Origin of the sequence: Nocardia vaccinii NBRC 15922, from assembly GCF_001613305.1 — a bacterium.
Classification (GTDB): domain Bacteria; phylum Actinomycetota; class Actinomycetes; order Mycobacteriales; family Mycobacteriaceae; genus Nocardia; species Nocardia vaccinii.
The window spans coordinates 1-18,236 of the sequence record NZ_BDCC01000034.1 but is presented as its reverse complement, the minus strand read 5'-3'; the positions used below and the strand labels follow the sequence as shown (position 1 = coordinate 18,236).

The 18,236-nt window shown below is 68.0% G+C and carries 19 protein-coding genes; 13 read left to right on the top strand and 6 right to left on the bottom strand.

Annotated features, from left to right (window positions below; all coding sequences use genetic code 11):
* Positions 1-14: 14 nt before the first annotated feature.
* Positions 15-284, bottom strand: a complete 270-nt coding sequence (locus tag NV1_RS22870; RefSeq protein ID WP_157117263.1) for a hypothetical protein — start codon at positions 282-284, stop codon at positions 15-17.
* 476 nt (positions 285-760) lie between these two features.
* Here NV1_RS22870 and NV1_RS44620 point away from each other — a divergent pair, with 476 nt between their 5' ends.
* Complete coding sequence (locus tag NV1_RS44620; protein WP_169813381.1) at positions 761-919, top strand: hypothetical protein; 159 nt, start codon at positions 761-763, stop codon at positions 917-919.
* Positions 920-938: 19 nt separating this feature from the next.
* Positions 939-2,366: an FAD-binding oxidoreductase gene (locus tag NV1_RS22865; RefSeq protein WP_169813380.1), complete on the top strand. Its 1,428-nt coding sequence runs from the start codon at positions 939-941 to the stop codon at positions 2,364-2,366.
* A gap of 21 nt (positions 2,367-2,387) precedes the next feature.
* On the opposite strand, the gene NV1_RS22860 is transcribed toward NV1_RS22865, so the two are convergent.
* Positions 2,388-4,064 carry a fumarate hydratase gene (locus NV1_RS22860; protein ID WP_169813379.1) on the bottom strand — a complete coding sequence of 559 codons (1,677 nt, stop codon included), beginning with the start codon at positions 4,062-4,064 and terminating at the stop codon, positions 2,388-2,390.
* A 217-nt stretch (positions 4,065-4,281) separates the two neighbouring features.
* Here NV1_RS22860 and NV1_RS22855 point away from each other — a divergent pair, with 217 nt between their 5' ends.
* The 7 genes from NV1_RS22855 (at position 4,282) to NV1_RS22825 (ending at position 10,212) form a co-directional block, all read left to right on the top strand.
* Positions 4,282-4,836, top strand: coding sequence for a MarR family winged helix-turn-helix transcriptional regulator (locus tag NV1_RS22855; protein ID WP_084525658.1), 555 nt, complete (start codon positions 4,282-4,284; stop codon positions 4,834-4,836).
* Positions 4,837-4,981: 145 nt separating this feature from the next.
* Positions 4,982-5,875 carry an STAS domain-containing protein gene (locus tag NV1_RS22850; protein WP_067894856.1) on the top strand — a complete coding sequence of 298 codons (894 nt, stop codon included), beginning with the start codon at positions 4,982-4,984 and terminating at the stop codon, positions 5,873-5,875.
* A gap of 15 nt (positions 5,876-5,890) precedes the next feature.
* Positions 5,891-6,283: an STAS domain-containing protein gene (locus tag NV1_RS22845; protein WP_067894853.1), complete on the top strand. Its 393-nt coding sequence runs from the start codon at positions 5,891-5,893 to the stop codon at positions 6,281-6,283.
* Complete coding sequence (locus NV1_RS22840; RefSeq protein WP_067894849.1) at positions 6,261-6,686, top strand: anti-sigma regulatory factor; 426 nt, start codon at positions 6,261-6,263, stop codon at positions 6,684-6,686. The genes NV1_RS22845 and NV1_RS22840 overlap by 23 nt, the downstream gene beginning before the upstream one ends.
* Complete coding sequence (locus tag NV1_RS22835; RefSeq protein WP_067894846.1) at positions 6,679-7,311, top strand: SpoIIE family protein phosphatase; 633 nt, start codon at positions 6,679-6,681, stop codon at positions 7,309-7,311. Before NV1_RS22840 ends, NV1_RS22835 begins: the two co-directional genes overlap by 8 nt.
* Before the next feature lie 67 nt (positions 7,312-7,378).
* The gene (locus NV1_RS22830; protein WP_067894843.1) at positions 7,379-9,649 is read left to right on the top strand and encodes a SpoIIE family protein phosphatase; all 2,271 of its coding nucleotides are present in this window, start codon (positions 7,379-7,381) and stop codon (positions 9,647-9,649) included.
* Positions 9,650-9,831: 182 nt separating this feature from the next.
* The gene (locus NV1_RS22825) at positions 9,832-10,212 is read left to right on the top strand and encodes an STAS domain-containing protein (protein WP_307629832.1); all 381 of its coding nucleotides are present in this window, start codon (positions 9,832-9,834) and stop codon (positions 10,210-10,212) included.
* Positions 10,213-10,268: 56 nt separating this feature from the next.
* Here NV1_RS22825 and NV1_RS22820 read toward each other — a convergent pair whose 3' ends face one another.
* Positions 10,269-11,306, bottom strand: a complete 1,038-nt coding sequence (locus tag NV1_RS22820; protein WP_067894840.1) for an LLM class F420-dependent oxidoreductase — start codon at positions 11,304-11,306, stop codon at positions 10,269-10,271.
* A gap of 202 nt (positions 11,307-11,508) precedes the next feature.
* Between NV1_RS22820 and NV1_RS22815 the strand changes: the two genes are divergently transcribed.
* Both NV1_RS22815 and NV1_RS22810 read left to right on the top strand, forming a co-directional pair.
* Complete coding sequence (locus NV1_RS22815; protein WP_084525657.1) at positions 11,509-12,165, top strand: cyclodeaminase/cyclohydrolase family protein; 657 nt, start codon at positions 11,509-11,511, stop codon at positions 12,163-12,165.
* Positions 12,166-12,319: 154 nt separating this feature from the next.
* On the top strand, positions 12,320-13,072 hold the full coding sequence (locus NV1_RS22810; protein WP_067894837.1) for a L,D-transpeptidase: 753 nt from the start codon (positions 12,320-12,322) through the stop codon (positions 13,070-13,072).
* A 55-nt stretch (positions 13,073-13,127) separates the two neighbouring features.
* Here NV1_RS22810 and NV1_RS22805 read toward each other — a convergent pair whose 3' ends face one another.
* Positions 13,128-13,979: a bifunctional 5,10-methylenetetrahydrofolate dehydrogenase/5,10-methenyltetrahydrofolate cyclohydrolase gene (locus tag NV1_RS22805; RefSeq protein ID WP_067894834.1), complete on the bottom strand. Its 852-nt coding sequence runs from the start codon at positions 13,977-13,979 to the stop codon at positions 13,128-13,130.
* A 205-nt stretch (positions 13,980-14,184) separates the two neighbouring features.
* Between NV1_RS22805 and NV1_RS22800 the strand changes: the two genes are divergently transcribed.
* Positions 14,185-15,054, top strand: a complete 870-nt coding sequence (locus tag NV1_RS22800) for a YdcF family protein (protein WP_157117261.1) — start codon at positions 14,185-14,187, stop codon at positions 15,052-15,054.
* A gap of 27 nt (positions 15,055-15,081) precedes the next feature.
* Positions 15,082-15,879 (top strand): putative protein N(5)-glutamine methyltransferase, encoded by a 798-nt coding sequence (locus NV1_RS22795; protein ID WP_067894831.1) that lies wholly within the window; start codon positions 15,082-15,084, stop codon positions 15,877-15,879.
* Between the two features lie 235 nt (positions 15,880-16,114).
* On the opposite strand, the gene NV1_RS22790 is transcribed toward NV1_RS22795, so the two are convergent.
* Together NV1_RS22790 and NV1_RS44615 are read right to left on the bottom strand one after the other, a co-directional pair.
* Positions 16,115-16,921: a hypothetical protein gene (locus NV1_RS22790; RefSeq protein WP_067894827.1), complete on the bottom strand. Its 807-nt coding sequence runs from the start codon at positions 16,919-16,921 to the stop codon at positions 16,115-16,117.
* Between the two features lie 3 nt (positions 16,922-16,924).
* A partial coding sequence (locus NV1_RS44615; RefSeq protein WP_174557469.1) for a TFIIB-type zinc ribbon-containing protein occupies positions 16,925-18,236 on the bottom strand: 1,312 nt, incomplete at its 5' end.

The following is an 18,236-nucleotide window of genomic DNA, read 5'->3' as shown; positions in this document are numbered from 1 at the left end:
CGTTTCACCGCCGCTCAGCGCAGGCCCGGCGCGGGGGGTCCGGGGGACGGGGCGACGACCGCGGGGAGGGGGCCGGTGGTGGGGCGCCCCTGCTGGGCGTAGCCCAGCCATCCGGTGCCTACGAAGACGGCGAGCAGCAGTGCGGTCGGTAACTCCAGAAGCAACCACCCCGGCGGGCACCACGGCAGAGTCCGCACCGGACCGCGCTCCGCCACACCGCGGCCTTGCCGCGTCCGCGGCTCCCCCATCGGCACCGACCACTCACCCGCAACTCGCCGTTGCACGCCCGAAACCTCCATCATCTCGACCGGTCCGGGAAAGATGCCCGAACGTCGCCGAGTACTCAGACTGCCCGCTTACACACACCGCCACACCGGTAATGGTCAGGTGATTCGGCGTGTCGATACATTTTGCCCCTATTTCGCTCCGGTGTCGCGCATTGGGGCTCGGTGTTCCGACCACAGAACGATCCGTGCCGGCACCACAGTTCCCAGGGGTAGCTGATCATTCGCTACGCTGTGATCGCATTGCGGCGGCAACACCGATCCGCCGGTGCGCCACCGCGATCGGTGACCGGCTTCACGAACTCATGCTCAGGAGGTACGGTTCGATGCTGCATTCCCCCCGGATAGCTTGCGCTGCACTGGTTCTCACGCCGGGCTCGCTCCCACCGCGCTGAGCGGGGGCGGGCGAGCCAGCACATTCGCCCGCTGCCGCGTCCGAACGACGGAGAACCTTGCGCAGAAGAACGAGAGCCGCCATGTCGGGCACGCCCGAAATGATCTTCATCGCCGCCGCCGCTTTCGGCGCGACGGCCCTGGTCACCCTCACCGCACTGTCCCCCGCCCGCACCGACGCCGGGTATGGTCGGGCGTACCGAGCCCGAACGAGTTCGGCAGGCGCGGGTCGCGACCCCTAACCCGGCGGGAGCGCATCGGGTGACTTCGATTGACAGCGGCCCGGTCCCACGCCGCACCGTGCTGCGCGGCGTCGGCGCACTGACCGTCGCCGCCGCACTGACACCCGCGGCTACGGCCGGCGCGGACACCCCGGATTGGGAGGTTCTGCGAAACCGATTGCGGGGAAAGCTGTTACTGCCTGCGGACGGCGAATACCATTCCGCCAAACAGCTTTTCGATCCACAGTTCGACTCCGAAGCACCGGTGGCCGTGGTGACGGCCGCGGCGGCAAGTGATGTGACGGCGGCCGTGGTCTTCGCCCGCGACCACCGCCTGCCGCTGGCCGCCCGCGCGGGCGGGCACTCGTACGTGGGCGCCTCGGCGACCACCGGCGCGCTCGTGGTGGATGTGCGCGGCCTCGACGACATCGCTCTGAACGGCGATCTGGTGACGGTCGGCGCGGGCGTGACCATCCGCCCGCTGCTGGCCGAGCTGGACCAGTCCGGCAGGTCGCTGCCGATCGGCTCGTGCCCCACCGTGGGACTGGCCGGGCTCACCCTCGGCGGCGGTCTGGGCGTCGACTCCCGGCGTTACGGATTGACCTGCGACGCACTGGAATCCGCCGACGTCGTACTGCCGGGCGGAGCTATCGCGCACACCTCCGCGAACCAGTTGCCCGGCCTGTTCTGGGCGTTGCGGGGTGCAGGCGGCAGCGCCGGAATCCTCACCTCCCTCACCTTCCGCACCAGCCCGGCAGAAGCCCGCGACGTCGCGCGACTCGGCTTTCCCGCCGACGCGGCGACGCGGGTCCTGACCGCCTGGGCCCGCTGGCTGCCCGGCGCCGACCGCTCGGTATGGTCGAATGTCGAGATCGGCGCCGCGGCAGGCACTGTCGAATGTTCCGTCGTGATCGTCACGCCCGCGGGCCAGGGCGCCACCGCGATCGCAGGGCTCAGCGCCGCGGCCGCCACGGCGCCCGTATCCGTCACGCACCGAACTCTCGGCCATCTGGCGGCCGCCGACGACCTCGCGGGCGGCTCGGCCACCCCGCGCTCGACCAAGGTCGCCGGATCCGACGTCGTGACCGAGCTGAACGCGGCGGTGGCGGGCACCATCGTCGATATCGTCACATCCCGAGCACGCAGCGGCGCACCCGGTTACGTACTCGTGGATCCACTCGACGGCGCGGTGCGGGACGTGCGCGCCGACGCCTCCGCGTTCCCCTGGCGCGAACACGCCGCGACGCTGCAGTGGATCGTGGACGCACCGGACGCGCCCGAGGACGCACGCGCATGGATCACCGGCGCGCACCGGACGTTGGGCGCGGCGTCGGCCGGTGCGTACGCCAATTACTGCGAACCCGGTGTCGCGGCCGAGCGTTGCTACGCGGGCAACCTCGCCCGCCTGCGCGCCCTGGCCCGGTCCACCGATCCGAACGGACTGCTGCGCACGGGAATCACGCTCTGAGGCGCGTTTCCCGGCAGCGGGTCAGACCCGTTCGGCCGAGCGGGTGCGCACGCGCAGGGCGATGGGCTTCTGGGTCTCGGCGAAGAAGTCGTTCCCCTTGTCGTCCACGACGATGAACGCCGGGAAGTCCTCCACCTCGATCTTCCAGACCGCCTCCATGCCCAGCTCCGGATACTCCAGCACCTCGACGGATTTGATGCAGTCCAGGGCCAGTCGCGCGGCGGGACCACCGATCGAACCGAGGTAGAACCCGCCGTGCTCCTTACACGCCCTGGTGACCTGCGCGGAGCGATTTCCCTTGGCCAGCATGACGAACGAGCCGCCCGCCGCCTGGAACTGATCGACATACGAGTCCATCCGACCGGCCGTGGTCGGGCCGAACGAACCCGAGGCGTACCCGTCGGGAGTCTTGGCCGGACCCGCGTAGTAGACGGCCATATCGCGCAGGTACTGCGGCATCTCCTCGCCCGCGTCCAGCCGCTCCTTGATCTTGGCGTGCGCGATGTCCCGCGCGACCACCAGCGGGCCGGTCAGCGAAAGCCGCGTCTTCACCGGATATTTCGACAGCTCCGCGCGGATCTCCGACATCGGCCGGTTCAGGTCCACCTGCACCACGTCGCCGCCGAGGATGGCGTCGGTCTGCTCCGGAAGATATTGCGCCGGTTCGCGTTCGAGCTGTTCGAGGAAGACGCCCTCGGGGGTGATCTTGGCCAGCGCCTGCCGGTCCGCCGAACAGGACACCGCGATCGCCACCGGACAGCTCGCACCGTGCCGCGGCAGCCGGATCACGCGCACGTCGTGGCAGAAGTACTTACCGCCGAACTGCGCGCCGATGCCGAAGGACTGCGTGAGTTTGAACACTTCCTGCTCGAGTTCGAGATCCCGGAAACCGTGCGCGGCCATGGATCCCGCGGTGGGCATGGCGTCCAAATAGTGTGCCGAGGCGTATTTCGCGGTCTTGAGCGCGAATTCGGCACTGGTGCCGCCGATCACGACCGCGAGGTGATACGGCGGGCAGGCCGCGGTGCCCAGTGAGCGGATCTTCTCGTCGAGGAATTCCAGCATCCGGGCCGGGTTCAGGATCGCCTTGGTCTCCTGGAACAGGAACGACTTGTTCGCCGAGCCGCCGCCCTTGGCCATGAACAGGAACTTGTACGCCGGATGCGCGGGATCGGCTGCGGTGGAATACAACTCGACCTGCGCGGGCAGATTGGATCCGGTGTTCTTCTCGTCCCACATGGTGATCGGGGCGAGCTGCGAATACCGCAGGTTCAACTTGGTGTAGGCGTCGAACACACCGCGCGAGATCCACTCGGCGTCATCGGCACCGGTCAGCACGCCCTCGGACTTCTTGCCCATCACGATCGCGGTGCCGGTGTCCTGGCACATCGGCAGGATGCCGCCCGCGGAGATGTTGACATTCTTGAGCAGGTCCAGCGCGACGAACCGGTCGTTGCCGGAGGACTCCGGATCGTCGATGATCTTGCGCAGCTGGGACAGGTGCCCCGGGCGCAGATAGTGGCTGATGTCGTGCATCGCCTCGGCGGTCAGCATGCGTAGCACGTCGGGCTCGACCTGCAGGAACGTCCGTCCACCCGCCTCGAATGTGCTGACTCCCTCGGTGGTGAGCAGCCGGTAGGGGGTCTCGTCGGCGCCGGTCGGCAGCAGATCCGAGTAGAGGAAGTCAGGCGTGGTCACGAATCGCACTCCTTGTGGCTGGAATCGAGCACTTGGCACTGTATCCACCGACCGCCTGTCCATCCGATGTCAGGCAAGCCTAATCTTGCTCGGCACCGGCGCACAGGTTGCACCTTCAACACGCTCGGTGTACCTGTCATTGACGTGGGGATGACCGAGGTGGAAGGCAGCGCATGACCAGTCCAAGCTTGACCCGTCACGGACGCGGCACGAGATCGTGACCGAAATCCGTTGGCTCGACGATCTCGAGTCCCGGGCCTGGCTCGGCTTCGTGTTCACCCGCGACCTCATCGCAGCGGCCGTCGGCCGCGATTCGCTGCGGGCCTCGAACCTGACCTACGTGGAGTACACGGTACTGGCCCGACTGGCCGACGCCCCCGATCACCGGCGCAGCTTCGCCGAACTCGCCGCCGTCCTGGAATGGTCGCAGAGTCGGCTCTCGCACCAGATCACCCGGATGGAGAAGCGCGGACTCGTTGCGCGCGAATCGATTCCGGACGATGCGCGGCGCACCGCCGCGGTGCTGACCGGTAAGGGTTCGGAGGTGCTCACCACCGCCGAACCCGCCTACGTCGACAGCGTGCGGCGGCACATGATCGATGTGCTGGACCGTGATCAGCTCGCCGCGCTCGCCGATATCTACGACACACTGCTGACCCATCACCGCCGCCCCGCCCAGGCCCGGGTCGGCGCCCTCGACAAGCGCCCGGACCAGCTGCCGGACCGCCGGGACGAGCCCCGGCTGCGCGAGGCCGACGGTCGCGCGGGCTGAGGGCCGTGCGGGTCCGGATGTTTGTTTTGGTATCCAGCGGGTATCGGGTAAGACTAGGCTCGACAGGGCATGCGATGAGCAGCCGTGTGTGAGCGAGCCCGACGAAGCAACCGACCTACCCTTAACGAAAGGGGCAGGAGTTTTCATGTCCGACGTGTCCATCGGCCTGTCGCCGGATTCGCTGCCGACCGGTTCGGCCGACGACCTGCTGCCCCAGCTGGTCGAGCACCTGCGACAGAACCGCACCGAACTGCGGGAGGAATGGGCCCGTCGCATCGGCGTCGCCGCACTGCTCACCGCGATGACGCCGGAGGAGGTCTTCTCCGAGGCCACCTCGATCTACGACAACTACGTCGAGGCGTTGCAGACCGGTAGCGTCGAGGCCCTGCAGGCGTACGCGCGAGACCTGTCCGAACGCATCATCCCCCGGGGCGTCGAGACCGACGAGGTCATCGGCATCGTGCTGCTGCTGCGAGATGTGCTGTCGCGCAGCTTGTTCGAGAAATACCAATCGGACTTCGATCTGCTCAAGCGGGTACTGGACGCTTACGAACCGGCCGCCAACCGCATCGCCAACACCGTGGCCATCTCCTTCGTGCAGGAGCGCGAGCGCGTCATCCGCCAGCAGCAGGAGGCCATCCGCGAGCTCTCCACGCCCGTTCTGCAGGTCCGCGAACAGCTGCTGATTCTGCCGATCATCGGTGTGCTGGACAGCCAGCGCGCCCGCCAGCTCACCGAACAGCTCCTGCGCGCGATCCGCGCCAACCGCGCCAAGGTGGTCGTCATCGACATCACCGGTGTGCCGATGATCGACTCCACGGTGGCCAACCACCTGGTCCAGACGGTCGACGCCTCGGGACTGATGGGCGCCAGCGTCATCCTCACCGGTCTGTCCTCGGAGATCGCGCTCGCGCTGGTCACCATCGGCCTCGACCTGACCAAGATGAACGCTGTCGGCGATCTGCAGGGCGGGATCCAAGAGGCGGAGCGGCTGCTCGGTTACGAGATCTCGCGCCTCACCGATCGCGACCGACGGTAACCCGAGGCGGGGACAATGCCGGTACCCATTCTGAAACAGGGCACCTACTTGATCGCGTCCGTGCAATCTGCCCTCACGGATGCCGACACCGAGCGCCTACAGGACGATCTGATGACCTACGTCAGCAGATATCGCGCCCAGGGCATCATCGTCGACGTCACCGCGATCGACGTGATGGATTCCTTCGCGGCGCGCTCGCTGCGTACGATCGCCCATATGACCAAGCTGCGGGGGGCGGAGACGGTCATCGTCGGATTGCAGCCCGAAGTCGCATTCGCAATGGTCCAGCTGGGTCTCACCTTCGAGGACATGCACACCGCCCTGGACCTCGAAGAAGGTTTGTCCTGGCTGAACAGTAAGTTGCTGCACACCCACAATCAACGAGATGGTCGTGACCGTGGTCGCTGACAGTGTGGTGATCGCGGTCAAGGTGTCCAGCGACATCGTTACCGCACGTCAGGCCGGGCGAGAACTAGCAGCGCAGCTGGGCTTCTCCCTGACCGACATCACCATGATCTCCACCGCAATCTCGGAGATCGCCCGAAACATCACCAGCTACGCCGGAACCGGTGAAGTCCGTGTGGCCGTGGAGGAACGAGATGGACGGCCGGCCCTCGTGGTCCAGGCACAGGACCAGGGGCCGGGCATTCTGGATATCCCGCGCGCCCTGGAGGACGGCTATTCGACCGGTCGCGGTCTGGGCCTGGGGCTTCCGGGCGCCCGCCGACTGATGGACCAGCTGATCATCGACTCCGGCCCCGGCCAGGGAACGCTGGTGGAGATGTGGAAGTGGGTGCCTCCCCGTGCATGAGGACGGGTTGATCGGCACCATCGAATGGGCCGCGGCCGGACGGGCGCTTCCCGGTCAACGCGTATCCGGGGACCGAGCGGTGGTCCTGGACGCGGGCGGGGGCTCGGTGCTGTTCGCGGTGCTCGACGGGCTCGGACACGGCGCCGCCGCCGCCGACGCCGCCGATCGCGCCGCCCAGGTGCTCTCGGACAACCGCGCCGAGCCGCTGGACGTGCTGGCCCTGCTGTGCCATCGCGCCCTGGCCGAAACCCGCGGCGCGGCACTGACTCTCGCCCTGTTCGACTCCGGTGACCGGGTGCACTGGCTCGGTGTCGGGAATGTCGAGTCCCGGATCATCGCGAAGGCCCCCGGAAAGCTCGCGGTCCGCGCGACCGCACTGCTGACCGCGGGCATCGTCGGTTACCGGCTGCCGCCGAATCTGCAGACGCAGACGGTTCCGGTGCGTGCCGGGGATCTGCTGTTGATGGCCACCGACGGCATCGTCACCGATTTCGTCGACACCGTGGACCTGTCCCGGCCGACCGCCGAGATCACCACGGATATCCTCGAGGGCCATTCCAAGGACACCGACGACGCGCTGGTGCTGGCCGCGCGTCATCGCGGACATACGGGTCCGGCACAATGAACCGGCGCACATCGCGCGCACGCGTCGTACCGGCACCGATGTCCGGGGGCGACAGCGAGGTCGCGACATGACCACGGTGCTGGCCGCATTCCGCGAGGCGTACACGAATGCGCTACGGCTGCACCTGGATTCGCCGACCCAGTACACCCTCGCCGAGGGGTACGAACTCGGCCGCCGCGCCCTCGTCGAGGGCGTGAGCATCCTCGACCTCACCGAACATCACTTCCGACTGCTGGGCCGGTGGAATCTGCTCGCCCCGCCACCCGCGGCCGCGGTTTCCGAGCAGGAGAGCGGCGAACATCCCGGCGGCCCGGACGCCGGGGACACCGCGCTGGAATTCCTGCTGCAGACCCTGGCCGCACTCGATGTGGCCACCCGCGGATTCCTGGACAGCACCCGCTCCTACGAGCTTCAGCGCCTGCGCGCCGAGGACCTCGAGGGACGCGACACCTTCCGCACCGCATTGGTCGAATCGTTGCAGGACGGGTTCTTCGTCGCCGATTCACACGGCACCCTCACCGAGGTCAACTCGGCGTTCGGCGCACTGACCGGATACGGGCCGGAGACCGTGCCCTATCCGCTGCCGCACCCGTGGGCGATCACCGAGGAGACGCACTACCCGGATCTGGGCACCGAGGCCGCGCGTTTCGTGATGCCGGTGCGTCATCGGGACGGGCGGCGGCTGTGGCTGGCGGTCAGCACGTCCTCGCTGATCCGGCCGGAGGACGACGAGCGGATCTTCGTCGGCACGATCCGCGATGTCACCGCCGAACACGACGCGCAGGCTCGCGATCAGGCCGTCTCCCGGCTGGCGACCGCGGTCGCGGCGTGCACCAGCGTCGTGGAGGTGCTCACGGTCGGACTGGATGAGCTGCGCATGGCGATCGGCGCGGAGACCGCCGTGGTATCGATGTGGCCGAACCGCCAGACCGGCCCGGAATTGTACGTCTCCGGTGAGGACGCGGTGCAGTCGCGCCAGGTGCTCGACGCGCGGGCGCGGGCTCTGCTGGACCGCGCCTGGTTGCGACCCGGCCGGACGATGTTCGCGATTCCCGAGGGCGCGGCCAGTTCCGAGGGCATCGTGGCGCCGCTCGGCGAGACCGGCGACGCGGCGCTGTGGCTGCGTTTCGCCGCACCTCGCGCGATCAGTCCGGGCGACTGGGCGCTGTTCTCCCTGCTGGTCGGTCAGCTCAGCCTGGCCGTACAACGCGCACGCAACTTCGACGCCGCCCGTTCCACCTCGCTGACGTTGCAGCGGGCGATGCTCGGGCCGATCGAACTGCCGCCCAGGTTCTCGGTGCACTACGAGCCCGCACTGCCGCCGCTCGAGATCGGCGGCGACTGGTACGACGTGGTGCAGCTCGCCGACGGCGCGATCGGTCTGGTGGTCGGCGACTGCGTCGGCCGTGGTCTGTCCGCGGCGGTGGTGATGGGCCAGTTGCGCACCGCGGCGCGCGCACTGCTGCTGCGCGGAGCCGGGCCGGCGCAGCTGCTGGCCGAACTGGACACCGTCGCCGCGCGCATCCCGGGCGCGATGTGTACGACGGTCTGCGCGGCGATCCTGGATCCCGAGCGCGGGACGTTCCGCTACTCCAATGCCGGTCACATGCCCCCGGTGCTGGCCGCACCCGGGACGAAGGGCCGCCTGCTCGAGGGCGGCCGGGCGGTGCCGCTGGCGACCTTCGACATGCCGCGGCGCCCCGAGGCGACCACGACGCTCGAACCGGGCTCGACCCTGGTGCTGTTCACCGACGGACTCGTCGAGCAACGCGGTGTCGATATCGACATTCGTTTCGACGAACTGGCCGACGAGTTGTCCGACGCGGCGGATATGCCGCCGCGGGAGGTCGCCGACGCGGTGCTGTCCCGCCTGCGACCTGCGGGCGGCTACGACGACGACGTCGCCATGGTCGTCTACCGGCAGCCGCCGCGGGCGCTGCGTCTGGACGTCCCCGCCGAGGCCGGCGGCCTGTCCGGGATACGCCGCCGTCTGACCGCCTGGCTGGGCGCGGCCGCGGTGCCCGCCGATCTGGCCACCGATCTGGTCGCCGCCGCCAACGAGGCGTGCAGCAACTGCATCGAGCACGCGTACCTCGGCGGCGCGCCCGGCCGGGTGGTGGTGTCCGCGGATTGCGCACTGGACCGGGTCACCATCGAGGTCTCCGACGACGGCAGCTGGCGACCGCTCCCGGAGGATCCGGGGTACCGCGGGCGCGGTATCGCCATGATGCACGCGCTGACCGACGAGCTGACGATCGACCACGTCGGGGTGGGCACCCATGTGCGGATGATCGCCAAACTTCCGGCGGTGTCGTTCTCGGCGGCCAGCCGGGTCTAGCCGCCGCACTCCGATCGCGGAAACGGCACATCCACGCCACCGGGCGGGTTTCGGGGCCGAATGTGCCGGAAATTTCGGAATACACGGCGTACCTGGGGTTTTCGCTTTCGGGAGTACTACGAAACACCGACAATCCGGCGGACGATGCGGCATCCGGCGCGGGTTCGTGGCAGATTGTCTAGGTGACCAACACTTCCGGAGACGCGCATCCCCTCGCCGACGCGATGACCACATCGGTCTCGGTGCACGACGAAGCGACCGTGCTCACGGTCGCGGGTGAGGTCGATCTGGCGACCGCCCCGGCGCTGGAGAATGCGATCGAGGCAACACTGGGTGGTAAGCCCGCGGTCGTCATCATCGATCTGACCCAGGTGAGCTTCCTGGCATCGGCCGGTATGGCTGCTCTCGTCGGCGCACACAAGCGCGCCGGGGAGACCACCCGCATCATGGTCGTCGCCGACGGCCCGGCCACCGGCCGCCAGCTCAAGGTGACCGGCCTGGACAAGGTCTTCTCGATGCACACGACCCTGGACGGCGCGCTGACGGCGCTACGCCAGAACTAGCGCCTCGATACCCGTCGTCCCGGTGTACGCGCCGGGACGACGGGATTGCAGCCGTCTCAGACCAGCGCGCGCAGCTGTTCGATGAGCTTCACCCGGTCCGCGGGAGTAGCGGCCATCGGCACCACGTTCAGCACCGTCACCCCGGCCTCGGCGAATGCGGCGACCCGCTCCTTCACGAACCCGGCGGAGCCGATCAGCGAGACGTCCCGCACCAGCTCATCGGGCACCGCCTTGGCGGCCGCCTCCTTCTCACCGGCCAGGTAGAGCTCCTGGATGCGATCCGCCGCGGCGCCGTAGCCGTATTTCGTGGCCAGGGTGTGATAGAAGTTCTTCCCCTTGGCTCCCATGCCGCCGATGTACAGCGCCAGGTGCGGTTTGACGAACTCGCGCAGCCCCTCGACGTTGTCGCCGATCGCCAGCGCCGGTCCGGCGAACACCTCGAGCTCGCCCAGGGCCGGATCGCGCTTCGCCTTACCTGCGGCCAGGCTGTCGCCCCATATGTCCTGCGCCTTCTCCGGAAGAAAGAAGATCGGCTGCCAGCCCTCGGCGATCTCCGCGGCCAGCTGTACGTTCTTCGGTCCCAGCGCGGCCAGCAGCACCGGAATGCGTTCGCGCACCGGGTGGTTGATCAGCTTGAGCGATTTGCCCAGGCCGGTGCCCTGCTCGGCGGGCAGCGGGATCGTGTAGTACTTCCCCTCGAATGTCAGACGCTCCCGCCGCCACACCCGGCGGCAGATCTCCACGACCTCGCGGGTTCGGCCGATCGGGGCGTCGTAGGGCACACCGTGGAAGCCCTCGATCACCTGCGGACCCGAGGCGCCCAGGCCGAGGATGTAGCGGCCGTCCGAGACGTAGTCCAGCCCGGCCGCGGTCATCGCCGTCAGAGTGGGGGTGCGGGTGTACAGCTGCAGGATGCCCGAGGCCAATTGCACGCGCTCGGTCTTGGCGGCCAGATAGCCCAGTGCGCTCACCGCGTCGAAGGAGTACGCCTCCGGTACGAACACGATGTCCAGGCCCGCACGCTCGAGATCCGCGACCTCGGCCGCGACCTCCTTGAATCCGCCCGCATAGTTGATGCCCAATCCGATACGCATGACGCTCAACCTACTGCGCACCAGCTATCGGGCCGCGTGACCCCCGCGTTCGAAGGTCCGGGGCGACCGCCGGTAACCGCGCCGACCTCGGGTACCGGACCACACGCCGCGCCTCGGACCCGGTACGGTAATCGGCATCTCGGCCGATCGGCGCTCGCCGGTCCCTCGAGCCGTCGCGCACCGAAACGGGAGGCCCCGCAACATGTCTCAGGACACCGCATCGTCCACCGGCACCACGACCTTCGGCGCCTCGACCATCGGGCGGTACCTGGACGATCTGGCCGCCAAGATTCCCGCCCCCGGGGGCGGCGCGGTCGCGGCCCTGCACGCGGCGCAGGCGGCCGCGCTGGTGGCCATGGTGGCGCGCTACACCACCCGCGCCAAGGACGCCGCCAACCGGCCCGTCATCGACCGGATCATCGCCGCGGCCGACGCGGCGCGCGAGCGCTCACTGGCCCTGGCAGACGCCGATGCCGAGGCATTCACCGCCGTCGGCGCGGCCTACAAGCTGCCCAAGGAGACCGACGCCGAGCGCACCGCCCGTGCCGAGGCGGTCAACGCCGCGCTGATCACAGCCGCCCGGGTGCCGGCCGCCGTGGTCGCCGAGGCCGACGAAATCATTTCTCTCGCGGCCGATCTGCTGCCCATCGGCAATCCGAACGTGGTCACCGATATCGGCGCCGCGGCCGACGCGGCCCGCGCCGCGGCCACCAGTTCCCAGCTCAATATCGCCATCAACGTGGCTTCTATGGGCGAGGGCGAGGGCGCGGAGTTCGCTCCGGTACTCACTCGCGTCGAGGAGCTCACCGCGCGGGCCGACGCGGTCTACGCCGATGTTCTGGCCGCCGTGCACCGCTGATCCGAAAATCGCCGCCGACCAGCACATGACCGGTAATGAGCAGCGTTGCGACATGCGGCGATTTGATTACGAAATGTGCACTTCCGGTGTGTCGGCGTGATCATGAAGTTCTAAGATGAACGTCTCATAACCACACCAGCGAAGGGGTGGGGTCATGCGGAACATGATTCGTCATTTGTTCTTCGCGATCGTCATCGCAGCCCTTGCGGCCATTACCTCCGGCATCGCCGCCGCGGCATCGGTCACACCACAGCAGATTCCTGTCGTGACATCCATTTCACCCGCCAACGGAGCGGTGGTGGGCATAGCCCATCCGGTCACGGTCGATTTCGCGCAGCCGGTCGCGGATCGCGCGGTCGCCGAACGATCCGTCACGGTCACCGTCGATCAGCGGTTAGCGGGCACATTCGCCTGGAACGGCGATCGGGAGCTGGTTTGGACGCCGAACCGATTACTGCCGGTCAACGCGCGATTCACGGTGCAGGCGGGTCATGCGCGGACGCAATTCGTCAGCAATGGCGGCACCCGCGCGGACGCCAATATGTCCACGCACACCTTCACCGTATTCATCCCCGGTCAAGCGCCGCGGGTGATGCCCGCATCGATGGGTAAACCGTCCCGCCCGACACCGGTCGGTACTTTCCCGGTAATGGAAAAGGACCGGACCATCATCTTCGATTCACGCACGATCGGCATTCCGCTCAGCTCGCCCGAGGGTTACTACCTGAAAGGTGAATGGGCCGAACGTCTCACCTCGAGCGGGGTTTTCGTGCATTCCGCGCCATGGTCGGTCGAACAGCAGGGCAATTCGAACGTGAGTCACGGATGTATCAATCTGGCGCCCGCGGACGCCGAGTGGTATTTCAACCAGGTCAGCGTCGGCGACCCGGTGACCACACACTGGTGAGCGGCAGCGAACCAGCGGTGAGCCGCGCGTTTCGGGCGCGGCTCGCCGCTACCCCCTAGGCCCGGCTCGCCTCCGCCGCACAGACCACGTGACGCATCAACAGGGCGGTGGTGACCGGGCCGACACCGCCCGGTACCGGGCTCAGCGCACCGGCTCTGCCTTGTACGGACGACGCGTCCACGTCGCCGACGATCTTGCCGTCCGGCCCCTCGTTGGTGCCGACGTCGATGACCACAGCGCCCTCGCGCACGTGATCACCGGTGATCAAGCCCGCGCGGCCCGCGGCCGCGACCACGATATCGGCGGCCGCCGTGACCGCGGGCAGATCAGTGGTCCGGGAGTGGCAGACCGTGACGGTCGCATCCTCGGCGAGCAGCAGTTGCGCAAGCGGCTTGCCGACCACGTTCGAGCGGCCCACGACCGCGACATGCCGTCCGGCCAGCGGAATGTCGTGATGTTTGGCCAATTCGACGACGGCCTCGGAGGTGGCTGGCGGGAAGCCCGGCAGGCCGGTCGCGAGCAGGCCCAGCGAATGCGGGCTGACCCCGTCGACATCCTTGGCCGCGGCGATCGCCGAGCTGACGTCCTGCAATGCCACCCCGTCCGGCAGCGGCGTCTGCAGCATGACCGCGTCGACCGCGGTGTCGCCGCACAGGCTCCGCAACTGCGAGCGAATCGCGTCGGCCGTCGCGGCGGCCCCCAGATCGACTGTGTCGCAATTGATTCCGAGTCGCCCGGCGGCGCGCTGGAGCGATTTCACATACCAGCCGCTGGCCGGATCGTCGTTGGCCACGACCAGCACCAATCGCGGTGCGGCTCCCCGCTCGGTGAGCGCGGCGGCGCGCTCGGCGGTATCGGAGTTGAGGGCGGCGGCGAGTTCCTTGCCAGTCAGCGAAATGGTGTCCACTCCTGACACCTTAATCGGCCCGCCGGTGGCCTCGCCGCGCGGCGCGCATTACCGGCTACCCCTTCGCTACCACCCAAGACTGGGAAATTCACAACAAACAAATACTCGCTCGCCCCGGTATCGGGCCGTATCGTGGTGACGGCCGCCTAGAGGCAACTACCAGCAACACAACCTGATCCGTTCGGTCGGAAAGGTATCGATAGCAGTGAAAATCGCACGCCGTGTCACGTATCTCCTGACGGCCACCTCGGCCCTCCTCCTCACGGCCGGGTCCGTCTCCGGAATCGCGGCCGCCGACAACATACCGGCCCCGCTGTACAGTTCGGCACAGGCCGAGTTCGTCAGCGGTCACGACAGGGCCGGACTGCGGGATCTCGGGCGAATGGTCGCCGCCGCGCCCGACAACCCGCAAGCGCTTGCCCTGCAAGCGATCTGGGCGGATTACGCGGGTGACCTGATCACCCGCGAGGCGGCGTTCAACAGGCTCAACGCGGTCGATCCCGCAATGGCCGCGGGCGCGCGCGGCGTGCTCGGGGCTATCGGCGCGGGCGTCGGCACTCTGCCCAATCCGCTGCCCGCCATGATCGGCCCGCAGACCGCTCTGGTGGTCCTCGGTTACGGCCTGCTGCCGAACGGCGCGATGCGACCCGAACTCGTGAACCGCCTCCAAGCGGCCTGGTTGCAGGCGGTCGCCGCACCCAGTTCGACGATCGTGGTCACCGGCGGCGCACCGCAGAACGGGGTGCCCGAGGCTGCCGCCATGGCGGGCTGGCTGATCGGGCACGGCATTCCGGCCTCCCGCATCCTGGTCGAGGATCGGTCGGATTCCACGGTGCAAAATGCCTTGTTCAGCACCCGGATCATGCGGGATCGCGGCATCGGCAGCGCGGTGGTGATCACCTCGCCGAATCACATCCGCCGCGCGGTCACCGATTTCATCGTCGCCGGGACCCGGGTGGTAGGGGCGATGACCTCGCCCAACGAGATCATCTCCCAGCTGGTACCCCCGTCCAAGGCCGCTCAGCGTGGCATCTATCTCGACGCCACCCACACCTTCCTACCGAATTCCGGTTAACCCCCCGGTCTCCGTCACAATGGACCGATGATCGTCTCCGACATCGGTTCGCTGGTCACCACGCTGCGTGCGGCGGGGTGCGTGTTCGCCGAGGAGGAGGCCGCGCTGCTGGCCGCGGCGGCGGCCTCCGAGTCGGATCTAAACGAGCTTGTCGCACAACGGGTTTCCGGAGTGCCGCTGGAACATCTGCTGGGCTGGACGGAATTTCGCGGACTGCGGGTCGCGGTCGCGCCCGGGGTGTTCGTACCGCGTCAGCGCACCGGATTCCTGGTCGAACGCGCCGTCGACGATCCGCACGACCCATGCGTCGTCCTGGACATGTGCTGCGGCTGCGGTGCACTCGGTCTCGCTGTGGCGACCGAGTTGTCCGCCAACGGAATCCGTGTCGAACTCACCGCGAGCGATCTGGAACCCGCCGCGGTAACCTGCGCCCGCCGCAATCTCGCGCCGCTGAACGCACAGGTGTACCAGGGCGACCTGTTTACTCCCCTACCTCCGGAGTTGGCCGGACGCGTACATCTGCTGCTCGCCAACACCCCGTACGTCCCGACCACCGCCATCGCCGATATGCCGCCCGAGGCGCGTGAGCACGAGCCGCGCACCGCACTCGACGGCGGCCCCGACGGACTCGCCGTCTTCCGCCGCGTCGCCGCCGCCGCACCGCACTGGCTCGCCCCCGGCGGCCGGTTGCTGGTCGAGACCAGCCGCGAACAATGCGCTCGGGCCACTGAAATCCTTGCGCAACAGGGGCTTATCCCGACGGTTGCCGAGTCCGAGGAGCTCTACGCCACCGTCGTCATCGGAACGCGTCCGGCCGACGGATAATCGGAAGTCTGCTCGAACGTCCTTTATCCAGCGCAGGATCGTTCCATAGCTGGCTCGAAGTCGACGCGGTCGCCGCATCGGAACACGATTGCCGAAATGCCCGCGGAGTCACAGCCTTTCACCCAACTCCGAGTTACATGATGCCGACGCGACGGAACGGGCTGGGCGAGTCTCTGGGGACTCGCCGGCGGGTGATCGACAGCGTGGTAACGAGATCCGAGCCGGAGCGGTGGGGTCAGGGCTGACGTCGGATGATTGTGGGGTCCGAGAGGCCTGTGCCCGAATCGGGAGGATTCGTTGCGCCGGGTTGTTGCTGCGGGCACGAGGTTTCAGGGCTTGCTGCGCTGCCCGGCGGCCGTTGCGGCGGCGCGGCTTGCGGGTATGGTCCGCCGGGCGGGGGCGGTGTGCCGGGTTGCGGGTTCGGGTAGCCACTGCCGGTAGGTGGTGACGGGTACGGCCCGCCGCTGGAGAATTGCTGGGGCATCGGCTGTGGTGATGGGATGCCGAACTGGACCGGATGGGTCCCGGCGGCGGTGCCGCCCGGGCCCAATGCGCCGAGGTTCCGGGTGATCGCGTCGATACTGGTTTGCACGCCCTGCAGGCCCGCTTCGAACGCAACCGGGTCGGGTTTGGTCGTAGCCGAGACATATTGGGCCACACCCGCTTCGACGGCCTCGACCGCGGCGGTGGCGTCCGGTAGCGCCTGATCGCGGTGCGACTGCGGCAGTGTGGCGATGGCGATCAGGTGGTTGTCGACCGCCATCGCCGACTGTTCCAGGCCCGCACGCAGATTCACGCTGGAACCCGTGTCGTAGGCGTTGACGCCGTGCAGCGCGCGGATCGCGTCCCGCAGTCGGCGGTGCAGACGCGCCTCGGGATCGTGCGAACCCGCCCAGGACGCCGGAGCGTGTGAGGGGATGCCCGGCACGATCCGGTTGTCGTACGCGATCGACTGCTTCTGATGCCGAGCGATCACCAGCACGATCGCGACCACACCGCCCACGAGCACCAACAGCGCCAGCAGGATCAGCAGAAGTACCATCGCTCACCTCCGATGCGTCGAATGGTGCACGGTGGTGGTGTGACCGTGCCCGGTCGAATGGTGGCCGAACTTCATGTACAGCACGACTATCGCGATGACCAGCAGTACCGCCAGCGTGACGGCGATGCCGATCTTGATCTTGCTCCACGGCCGCTCACCGGACACCTCACCGGTCAGTCCGTTGATGTACACATTGAACGGCCGGTCCATGTAGATCACCGTCAACAACCAGATCGGCAGCAGCAGATGCTTGTACGCCAGCGAGTTCCAGGTCGAATTCAATGAGTGGATGCGCTGCTGGTCGCCACCGATATCGCGGCGCACGGTGTGCTCGATCTCGCTCTCCATCTCCGAACGCGCCTCGGACAGCGATTCCTCGGCGTCGCGGTCGTAGGTGCGGGCGAGGTGGCCGGCCACGTATTCCGGCGAGTAGGTCGTCGCGTCCTGGATCGGCCACGGTTCGAGTGTCTTGATCCTGGCACGGTCGGCGTGCTCGTTGGCCAGCACCGGAACATCCACGAACTGGTTGGCGACCTCGCCCTGCACCGGATACCACTGGACCCGGGTCACCGTCTGCAGATCGCCGTCACTGTCCCGGTAGGTCTCGGTGTACTCGATGCCCCGCTCGCCCTGGTACCAGGTGTAGGTGTCGGCGTCGTAGGTGAAGTACGCGTGATAGACGCTCGCGAAGGACCCGAGCCGCTTGTACTTCTTGAATTCGCCGGGTGCGAACCACCGTCCGGAAACCCACTTCTCGACCAGGACGCGAGCGTTCTTCTCATCGATGCGGAAGGGCACCACACCGTCGACCGGCAGGCGCGCGGGCGCATTGTGCACGTCGTCACGCTGGATCGGCGTGGCACAGTAGGGACATCTGGTCGCGGTCAGGGTGCCGACGAACGATGTCGTGCCGCCGCAGTTCTGACATTTGATCTCATGATTCCCGGTGATCTCCGGCCCTGCGGTGGTGGCTTGCAGCGCACGCAATTCCCCCATCGCCTCGCGCAGGTCGCGCGCCGCGACGGGCGCCCGGGGCGCCTCGATCTCGGAGTAGTTGCCGCAGTTCGGACACCGCAGCTTCTGACTGGCGATATCGAATTGCAGCTGACCGCCACAAGCCGAGCAGGGGTAGGTCCGGGTCTGCTCGGTGATGTGCAGCATCGCCCGATCCGGTTGCGGCGGGGGCTGTTTCGCGGGCACACCGGACTGCTGCCCCTCGGCGCCGCCAGCCTGCGGAACGAAATCGACGGCCACGGCGGCGGCAACCGGCGGCGGCCCCACCGGTCGCGGCGGCGGCCCCATCGGCGGGGGCCCG

Bases quoted from the DNA above. Each gene is read 5' to 3' on its own strand.
- NV1_RS22840 (WP_067894849.1), top strand. From the start codon at position 6,261: ATGGTCGTGACCGTGGTCGCTGACAGTGTGGTGATCGCGGTCAAGGTG.
- NV1_RS22845 (WP_067894853.1), top strand. From the start codon at position 5,891: ATGCCGGTACCCATTCTGAAACAGGGCACCTACTTGATCGCGTCCGTG.
- NV1_RS22790 (WP_067894827.1), bottom strand. From the start codon at position 16,921: ATGGTACTTCTGCTGATCCTGCTGGCGCTGTTGGTGCTCGTGGGCGGT.
- NV1_RS44620 (WP_169813381.1), top strand. From the start codon at position 761: ATGTCGGGCACGCCCGAAATGATCTTCATCGCCGCCGCCGCTTTCGGC.
- NV1_RS22850 (WP_067894856.1), top strand. From the start codon at position 4,982: ATGTCCGACGTGTCCATCGGCCTGTCGCCGGATTCGCTGCCGACCGGT.
- NV1_RS22815 (WP_084525657.1), top strand. From the start codon at position 11,509: ATGTCTCAGGACACCGCATCGTCCACCGGCACCACGACCTTCGGCGCC.
- NV1_RS22795 (WP_067894831.1), top strand. From the start codon at position 15,082: ATGATCGTCTCCGACATCGGTTCGCTGGTCACCACGCTGCGTGCGGCG.
- NV1_RS22810 (WP_067894837.1), top strand. From the start codon at position 12,320: ATGCGGAACATGATTCGTCATTTGTTCTTCGCGATCGTCATCGCAGCC.
- NV1_RS22820 (WP_067894840.1), bottom strand. From the start codon at position 11,306: ATGCGTATCGGATTGGGCATCAACTATGCGGGCGGATTCAAGGAGGTC.
- NV1_RS22830 (WP_067894843.1), top strand. From the start codon at position 7,379: ATGACCACGGTGCTGGCCGCATTCCGCGAGGCGTACACGAATGCGCTA.